We start from the raw sequence: 1,250 nt of genomic DNA, 5'->3' as shown, positions 1-1,250 counted from the left end.
AATTGCAACGGTTTACTGTAGGGTTTTTCTCAGGCAGCCATTCTTTGTTTGTATAGTCTTTCCTCATACTGGCAGGGTGTGAGGTAGCCCAGCGCTGAGTGTCTCCTTTCCCGGTTGTAGAAGCCTAAGATATATTCAAACACAGCCAGCCAGGCTTCTTGCCTGGTGGTGAACTTGCGGTGGTAGACCAGCTCTGTTTTCAATGTTTTGAAGAAGCTCTCGGCCACGGCATTGTCCCAGCAGTTACCCTTGCGACTCATGCTCTGCACTACATACAGGTAATCCCTTCAGTTGCTGGCGGAAGACGCTGCAGGCGTACTGCACGCCCCGGTCCGAGTGGAACAGCAGGGTTTGAGTCACCGGCCTGTTTCTCACGGCCATCTGAAAGGCTGCCACTGTTGTCGATTCGGCCTCCATGGTCTCGCTCAATGCCCAGCCCACCACCTTCCGGGCAGCCAGGTCCAGCACCGCCATCAGGTACAGCCAGCCTTCCCCGGTTCTGATGTAGGTCAAATCAGATACCCATTTCTGAGCCAGCCGCTCTGTGCTAAAGTCCCGGTTCAGGTGGTTCTCGGCCACGGTGAACAGGTGATTGGAGTCGGTGGTCTGCACCCGGTATTTCCCTCTGACAATGCTGCTGATGTGGTGTTTCCGCATCAGCCTGGCTACACGGGTACGCAAGGCTCTGATGCCATGGTGCCTGAGCTCAAAAGCGATGCGTGGAGAGCCATGGCGGCACTTGCTCTGTTGGTATACCTCCTTAACAGAGGCAAGGAGTTGCTGCTCCTTGCACTCCCCGAGCCCCACTGGGTATTTGAGCCAGTAGTAAAATCAGCTGATGCTCACCTGCAGCACCCGGCACATCTTCTCGACGGGAATTGGTACCGGTGCTCCTTTATGAACCCGAATACCGCCCGTCTCCCCTGGAGAAGATGCTGATGGCCTTTTTTAGAATATCGCGCTACAGCTGCGCCTCCTTCAGTTCCCTTTGCAATCTTTTGATCTCTTTCTGGTCAGCTGTTAGCTCCGCTGCCGGCTGCGCTGACCCACTCCGCTTGCTACGCCATTTGCTTAGCCTGCTCGGGTCAATACCCAGTTCCTCGGCAACCTCCTTTACTAACCCTCTGGCCAAGCTAAGCTCCACGGCCATCTGCTAAGGATGCATCGAATACACATTTGTTCATATAAACCAAAGTTAACAGTTTGTAGAAAATTGCCCTTCTTAAACCCTGTAGTCAAAAGTAGCAAGT

Annotated in this window: 2 protein-coding genes and 1 pseudogene; all 3 read right to left on the bottom strand. The window is 53.6% G+C overall.

What is annotated here, in order from left to right:
* Window positions 1-29 precede the first annotated feature (29 nt).
* Complete coding sequence (locus K0O23_RS20060; protein ID WP_219879243.1) at window positions 30-260, bottom strand: IS3 family transposase; 231 nt, start codon at window positions 258-260, stop codon at window positions 30-32.
* Window positions 244-819 (bottom strand): annotated as a pseudogene (locus K0O23_RS20055) (IS3 family transposase); the annotation flags it as partial. The pseudogene K0O23_RS20055 and the gene K0O23_RS20060, both read right to left, overlap by 17 nt.
* A gap of 142 nt (window positions 820-961) precedes the next feature.
* Entirely contained in the window at window positions 962-1,150 is a 189-nt protein-coding gene (locus K0O23_RS20050) for a transposase (protein WP_262902650.1), read from the bottom strand.
* Window positions 1,151-1,250: the final 100 nt, after the last annotated feature.

The organism is Pontibacter aydingkolensis, from assembly GCF_019443125.1.
Classification (GTDB): Bacteria; Bacteroidota; Bacteroidia; order Cytophagales; family Hymenobacteraceae; genus Pontibacter; species Pontibacter aydingkolensis.
The sequence above is the reverse complement of the archived record's forward strand: the minus strand, read 5'-3'. Positions and strand labels throughout refer to the sequence as shown.